6 protein-coding genes and 1 riboswitch are annotated in these 7,197 nt (G+C 36.9%); of the genes, 5 read left to right on the forward strand and 1 reads right to left on the reverse strand.

Annotated features, from left to right (window positions below):
* A riboswitch (cyclic di-GMP riboswitch) is annotated at positions 1-65 on the forward strand.
* A 152-nt stretch (positions 66-217) separates the two neighbouring features.
* The 5 genes from AC1Q8L_RS08685 to AC1Q8L_RS08705 all read left to right on the forward strand — a co-directional run bounded on the left by AC1Q8L_RS08685 (position 218) and on the right by AC1Q8L_RS08705 (position 5,843).
* Positions 218-2,803 carry a WxL domain-containing protein gene (locus AC1Q8L_RS08685; RefSeq protein ID WP_001180903.1) on the forward strand — a complete coding sequence of 862 codons (2,586 nt, stop codon included), beginning with the start codon at positions 218-220 and terminating at the stop codon, positions 2,801-2,803.
* Positions 2,804-2,842: 39 nt separating this feature from the next.
* Positions 2,843-3,160 carry an EF2685/EF0750 family sortase-dependent surface protein gene (locus tag AC1Q8L_RS08690; RefSeq protein WP_000724871.1) on the forward strand — a complete coding sequence of 106 codons (318 nt, stop codon included), beginning with the start codon at positions 2,843-2,845 and terminating at the stop codon, positions 3,158-3,160.
* 36 nt (positions 3,161-3,196) lie between these two features.
* Entirely contained in the window at positions 3,197-3,925 is a 729-nt protein-coding gene (locus AC1Q8L_RS08695) for a WxL domain-containing protein (protein WP_000761532.1), read from the forward strand.
* 66 nt (positions 3,926-3,991) lie between these two features.
* The gene (locus AC1Q8L_RS08700; RefSeq protein ID WP_098311938.1) at positions 3,992-4,717 is read left to right on the forward strand and encodes a WxL domain-containing protein; all 726 of its coding nucleotides are present in this window, start codon (positions 3,992-3,994) and stop codon (positions 4,715-4,717) included.
* 109 nt (positions 4,718-4,826) lie between these two features.
* Positions 4,827-5,843, forward strand: coding sequence for a WxLIP family cell surface protein (locus tag AC1Q8L_RS08705; protein ID WP_072941209.1), 1,017 nt, complete (start codon positions 4,827-4,829; stop codon positions 5,841-5,843).
* Positions 5,844-5,982: 139 nt separating this feature from the next.
* Here AC1Q8L_RS08705 and AC1Q8L_RS08710 read toward each other — a convergent pair.
* Positions 5,983-7,197 (reverse strand): collagen-like domain-containing protein (locus tag AC1Q8L_RS08710; RefSeq protein WP_492339427.1); only part of this gene is annotated, 1,215 nt, incomplete at its 5' end.

Consider the following 7,197-nt stretch of genomic DNA (forward strand, 5'->3'; position numbering starts at 1 on the left):
AAGGATAGGTCGCAAAGCTAAGAGTCTAAGGTAATGAAAATTACTATGATAGTCTGGTTGCAGTTTGGATTTTCACACATGTTGTGATGTATGAAAATCGAAAAGGCAACCAGGCTTTTTATTTTCTAGGAATACACATTATGATTGTAAATTTAGCTGAGTAATAAATTTAATGTTCGAAATATTCAGTTCATAAGAAGTGAGGGAGGGAAGTACATTGCAAAATCAAATAGGTAAATTTGGGCGTATACTTCTCGCTGGAGGAATATTATTTACGCAAGTTGGTGTGCTAGATTACTCTGCAACGAAAGTTTATGCGGTTACAAACGACGAGCAAGGACGTTTTATCGTTCATATGGATAAACAAGAAATAAAAGTTGATGAAAATGTAGTATTAAAGATTACAAATACAAATAAACAAGATGCTAATATCGAGCTGAAATTATCTAATGAACAGCTGTTCAATGAAGCAGAAACGAAAAAAATGAACGAAAACAATAAAGCGATTCAAAACATTTCAGTAACAGAAGATCACATTGTAAAAATTGAAAAGAATGAACAAAGTAATTTTATCGGTGACGTATATGTAGTCATTCAAATGAAAAAAGCTGGAGAGTACAAATTTGAACCGATAGTGAAGTTTGAAGGGAATGAAAAGAAAATTGAATCTCCTTCTCTACATGTTGTAGAGAAAAAAGAGGCTTTAAATGTAGCCATTTCTGATGAAAATCCAAAGGCTTCAGAGGAAGTTATGAAAAAAGAAATAAGTGAAAAAGTGAAAGTATCGGAAGAAAATAAAAAACAAGAAATAAATTCTACTAATGCTGAAGTTCCAAAAGAAACGAAGACTTTAGCGAAAGAAAAGGTTAATGAAGAACTCGTACCAAAGGAAAATGAATTAAAAGAGAGCAATAGGATAAACGAAAATAATCAGGAATTACCTGCTATTCAAGCTGAGAAGGTATTAAAGAGCCAATCTCTACTAGCTGCTAGTCCTGTTACAAGTATTCTTAAATATCCAAATGTAAAGGTAATAAATAATAGAACAGGTGAAGGGCCTTCTATCTCGGGTAAATATGCTTTTAGATTTGTTTGGAGCCCACAAGTAACATATGAGGTAAAGGGTAGTAGCAATGACAGAACTGGTCAAAGTCAATATACATTTAGAAATTCAAATAGAGAACAGTACGTATTAGTAAAAAAAGCTGGTGAATATCAAGGGAAATGGATTGATGTCCGTATTAATATTCACTCTATGACAGCTTCATCTGTAGATGTTAAAACACCAATAACTAAAGGTGATGCAAAAAACTTTTTACAATTATATGGGAACGGAAGGTCAGGACAAACTTATAATGCTTCCTTTGAATTTTATGAACACGGAACAAGTAAAAAAGTACCATTAACGGCAATGTGGAATTTCAAAAGGATAAATAGTTATAAAAATGTAACGTTACGTAATGATGGTAGTCATTTAACGAATTTATACGTGTATGATACGAGTTCAATTAGGTATCAAGACAAAGGGAATAATAAAATCGAGTTTTCTGGAACAGCAGGTCCAGTAGCTACTCCAGAAGCAGATATGACAATTACATTTGATAATTTAACAGAATTACCGCTAGAAGTTAGATTAAATGCTTCAGGTGTTAATGTATCATACGATCAATTAGCGATTGCACAAATTGAAATTCCAGCTCCAAGTGTAATAGGAGATATTGTGGAAGATAATTCCCGTCAACTTTCTTATAAGGTATATCAAAATATGCCTGCTCAATCGAAAGAGATTCACTATGCGAAATCTTTTGTATTAGAAAGTGAAGTGAATAAGGATTTTACTGTGAATGATGTTTCCATTCAAGATGTGGAGAGTGGAGATGATGTAAGTAGCTTCTTTGATATTAGCAGGACAAACAATAAAGTCACTGCGGTTGCGAAAGTAAATGCGTTAAAAACAGAAGAATTCAACGGGAAAATTTATGAAATGACAATTACAGGTTCTCCTGTAAAAGGTGCTAATGTAATGAAATATTACAAAGATGGTTATCTTGAAATACCGGTGTCAGCTAAAAATTATTTAGATGGCGATAAGAATGGACAAGATAGTAATCGAGATGGAATCGCAAAAATAAGGTATAAAGGTATTCCAACTGGGAAACCAGTCCCACAAAAAGTAGTGCAAGGAACAGATTTAACAAAAATGGATATTTCTAAATTTGTGACAGATTTATCTGTAGATACGAATTTGGATGTAGATAAACCAATATCAGTAGTGAAGTTAATCAATATTCCAGATACCAAAACAATAGGGAATCATACTGTAACGGTTGTAATTGAAACGAAGCAAGGTGTACAAGCGGAGATTCAAGTGCCGGTTACTGTCGTTGATGGGACTTTAAAGTTAGTAGACGTACCAAAAGAAATTACATTTGGAGATTTAACAATTCCATCGAAAACAACGACATACGCACCGAAGACGATTTCAAATCCTTTAAAGGTAACCGATGATCGTGTTAAAAAGCAAAAATGGAGTGTATATGTAAAGGAAATCACACCATTAACTTCAGCGCAAAATGACATATTGACAGGAGCATTGATTTACAAACGAAATGGAAAGGATACACCTTTAAGTACTTCTAGTATAGAAGCATTCTCGTATACTTCTAAAAACGACGAGGAGGTTTCACTAAATTGGAAGGAAAACGAAGGAATTCATTTACAAGTAAAACCAGGGCCGAATGTCAAAGTAAATACTAAATATGCTGGACAGCTAGAATGGACATTAACCGATGCTCCTCTCTAAAAATATATGAAATATATAAATTTTAGAAAGGAGAGAGTAATGAAAAAAATAGTTGGTATTATCGTTTCCACAGTTATATGTGTGCCGTTTCTTATGGCAAATGTAGTAACGGCTACAAGTACGAATTCAAAAGCGGGTATTACATTTTCGAATAGCTATACACCAAATACATCAACTGACCCGACAAAGATAAATACAAAAAAAGAGACAGTTGATAAAAATAAAAATGGAGATAAATATTTACCGAAAACAGGAGGCCAGACACGGGACTTCAAACAATATATAGGATTGTTTTCGATTGTTTTATCTCTATATGTATTCAAAAGAATTAGGGGAAAGCAAGTGTATTCAAAATAAAAAATAGATGAAAACAGAGAAAAGGGGAAGGTACATATGAAACTAGCAAAATTAGCATTAATCGGTGCAGTATCATTAACATCAGTTGCAGCAGTAGGAACTTCAGCATTTGCGGAAGAGAAAGCAAATATGAAATCAAAAACAGATGTAACGTTTATTGAAGATACAAGCACAACAGATCCAAACAATCCAGAAAATCCAAATGAAAAAGTTACACCAGAGAACCCTGGTGACCATGAAATAGGAACAAAAGGTCCATTAAGTATTAACTACGTTTCTAACTTACACTTCGGCGAGCAAGTTATCTCTGGTAATGATCAAACATACTTTGCAAAATTGGATAAAGTGAAACAAGGGAGCAAAACAGTTGAAGTACCTAACTTCGTATCTGTAACAGATAACCGTGGTACAAATGCAGGATGGAAATTGAAAGTAAAGCAAAATGCACAATTTAAAAGTGGTAATAGTGAGTTAACAAATGCAGCTTTAAGCTTAAGTAACCCAGCTGTAAATTCTGTAACTGATGCACAATATGCACCTACAACATTTAAAAATAAAGTAACGCTAGCTCCAGGTGGAGATGCGGTGGAAATTACTACTGCCGCAAAGAATAAAGGTATGGGTGATTGGACGACTGCATTCGGTAAAGGAACAGAACAAGGTAAACAGAGTGTGAGCTTATTCGTACCAGGTACGACAGCGAAAGAAAAAGGTGCGAAATATTCAGCTGAGTTAACTTGGACTTTAGAAGATACACCAAACTAAGCTTATACAAGATTTAAAATTAAGAATGACTGAATTTTAAAAATGATCATAAAGGGGTATAAAACTATGAAACTAGCAAAAGTAGCATTAATTGGAGCGGTAACATTATCATCAGTATCAGTAGGAACGTCTGCATTTGCAGCTGAGAAAGATGGCGGGAAATTAGACTCAAAAGCATTCATTAAATTCGAGAAAAATACAGATAAAATTGATGTTGTTAATCCAGAGAATCCAGATGAAACTGTAGATCCAGTTGATCCAGATAAAAAAGGTACAGATGGTCCACTAAGTATTGATTATGTATCTAACTTCAACTTTAAAACACAAAAAGCATCAGGGAATAACGAAATCTACTTTGCAGAATTAGATAAAGTAAAGAAAAAAGTAGACGGTTCTGTAATTGACGTGCCGAACTACGTTCAAGTAACAGATAATCGTGGTACAAATGCTGGATGGCATTTAACAGTAAAACAAAATGGTCAATTCAAAACTGCAGATGATAAAGCGTTGGATGGTGCGGCATTAACATTAAAAAATTCAGCTTTGAAATCAAATGCAGGTAGCGACGCACCAACAGCAGAACAATCTATCACATTAAATCCAAGTGGTGCAGCATCTGATTTAATCGATGCAAAAGAAAACCAAGGTATGGGTACATGGGTAAATACGTTTGGTAAAGATGCAACAGAAGCGAAACAAAGCGTAGAGTTATCTGTACCAGGTAAAACGAAAAAAGAACAAACACAATACACAACTTCACTAACTTGGGAACTAACAGACGCTCCTATGTAAGTAAGAGGAATTTTAAGATAAAAGAGGAAAATGAGAAGAGATAAGGGAATGGCTTTAACCTTGTCTCTTTCTTGTCTATAAAATGGATATGAAGGGGATTACATAAGAGATGGTAAAAAAACTATTTACTAGCTTACTATTAATTACATTCTTCATGGTAAACGCTTTTTCAGTATATGCAGCTGAAATGAAATTCGCTGTGACAGCAGTTATACCAGAAAATCAAATTGATAAAAATCAAACGTATTTTGATTTGAAAATGCAACCTGGACAAAAGCAAACAATTCAAGTCCAAATGAAAAATGATACGAATAAAGAAGTTGTGGTAGAATCGTTTGCTAATACAGCAATTACGAATAGCAATGGTATTACAGATTATAGTACAGTAGAACCAAAAACGGATTCTACTTTGAAATATCCGTTTTCTAAAATTGCTAAAATGCCAAAAGAAACGAAAGTCCCAGCTAACAGCATAGTGACAGTTGATATAAACCTAGAAATGCCAAGTGAGTCGTTTGATGGTGTTATTTTAGGTGGTTTATACTTTAAAGAAAAAGAAGATGAGAATGCAAAGAAAAAAGATGAAGGTGTGCAAATTGAAAATAAATATGCATACGCAATTGGTGTTGTTTTAAAAGAGACGGATGCTGAAGTAAAACCAGACATGAAATTAAACGAAGTAAAGCCAACACAAATTAACGGGCGTAACGTTGTTACTGCAAATTTACAAAACGTAAAGCCAGCAATGTTAAAAAATTTAAGTGTTGATGCAAAAGTATATAAAGAAAAAGGTAGAGACGTTTTATTTGAAGCGAAAAAAGAAAATTTAAGAATGGCGCCAAACTCAAACTTTGATTATGCTATTAGCTGGGAAAACAAAGCATTTGATCCAGGAACGTACCGAGTAGAAGTGAAAGCCACTGATGGCGATCAAAAATGGGAATGGACGAAGAAATTTACAATTGAAGGAAAGACAGCTGATAAGTTAAATGATACAGCGGTAGAAGCGAAAAAAGACTACACATTATATTACATTATCGGCGGAGTACTACTGTTAATTATATTATTAGTTCTTGTATTCTTCTTAGGTAGACGTTCTAAAAAAGAGGACGATAACGAAAAATAATATATTGATAGTGTAAAAAGAAATTAATGGATGTTTTACTACGAAAAATATATAATGGCTTTGTCTGTTATTTGTTGTAGTTCATTTATATTTCTATTTGTTGACCCGAATCTCGGGTCTTTTTTTATGAAATGAATTGCTATATGTTAGTAATTAGAAAAACAGAATATACAGCACTTGCAGTAATTCCAGGGGTAATATAAAGGGATATAGCATCTCCTCTTGCAACTGGGTTTCCAGTTGTAATGCTAGTCCAAGTTACATTAGCGGGACCTACTGCCGGAGAAGGATTAAATACTTGAATTTGTCCTGCTCCGCTATCCGTTGGTTTAATGGAAAATACCATAGTTCCGGTAATTTTGTCAGTAGTAGTTAAGGTAATAGTAGATAGGATGTAGCTAGAAGAAGGGGTTGTGAGATTTGTTGGGACATTTCTGCAAATATTAATCGTATAAATAGCAGCAGGTAAATTATTTATATTTATAGACGCAGAAAAGCCGACAATACTACCGGCTCCAGCAGTGACATATGGAATAACATTGGAGTCAATTCCAGGAGAACCCGCTATACGTTGAAAACCAGCATTTGTTCCTTGAAAAACAATACTTTTTGCTGAAGCACTATCGGCAGATCCCGTAGGCCCAGTGTTCCCCGTAGGTCCGGTGTTCCCCGTAGGTCCGGTGTTCCCTGTAGGCCCAGTAATGCCGGTAGGCCCAGTGTTCCCTGTAGGCCCAGTAATGCCGGTAGGCCCAGTGTTCCCCGTAGGGCCAGTGATGCCGGAAGGTCCGGTACTACCGGTAGGTCCACTTTCTACTAATACGATATAATCTGGAGATATATTAGGAAACCCTTGAGGTGCATCTTTTTTTACAACATAGCCGCTGCCCGTATAAGTGACAACTTGTCCTTTTTTATAGTTGGGAGCCGCTGCTAGACTGAAGGTGGTAGTACTTTGGAAACCCGCTCCGGAAGGTCCAGCATTACCAGTAGGTCCGGTGTTCCCCGTGGGTCCGGTGTTCCCCGTGGGTCCGGTGTTCCCCGTGGGTCCGGTGTTCCCCGTGGGTCCGGTGTTCCCCGTGGATCCGGTGTTCCCCGTGGGCCCAGTGTTCCCCGTGGGTCCGGTGTTCCCCGTGGGTCCGGTGTTCCCCGTGGGTCCGGTGTTCCCCGTGGGTCCGGTGTTCCCCGTGGGTCCGGTGTTCCCCGTGGGTCCGGTGTTCCCCGTGGGCCCAGTGTTCCCCGTGGGTCCGGTGTTCCCCGTGGGTCCGGTGTTCCCCGTGGGTCCGGTGTTCCCCGTGGGTCCGGTGTTCCCCGTGGGTCCGGTGTTCCCCGTGGGTCCGGTGTTCCCCGTGGGTCC

The sequence above is a fragment of the Bacillus sp. GW823-FHT06A11 genome (genome assembly GCF_058795355.1).

Excerpts from the sequence above, each read along its gene's own strand:
- AC1Q8L_RS08690 (WP_000724871.1), top strand. The coding sequence starts at position 2,843 with ATGAAAAAAATAGTTGGTATTATCGTTTCCACAGTTATATGTGTGCCG.
- AC1Q8L_RS08695 (WP_000761532.1), top strand. The coding sequence starts at position 3,197 with ATGAAACTAGCAAAATTAGCATTAATCGGTGCAGTATCATTAACATCA.
- AC1Q8L_RS08700 (WP_098311938.1), top strand. The coding sequence starts at position 3,992 with ATGAAACTAGCAAAAGTAGCATTAATTGGAGCGGTAACATTATCATCA.
- AC1Q8L_RS08705 (WP_072941209.1), top strand. The coding sequence starts at position 4,827 with ATGGTAAAAAAACTATTTACTAGCTTACTATTAATTACATTCTTCATG.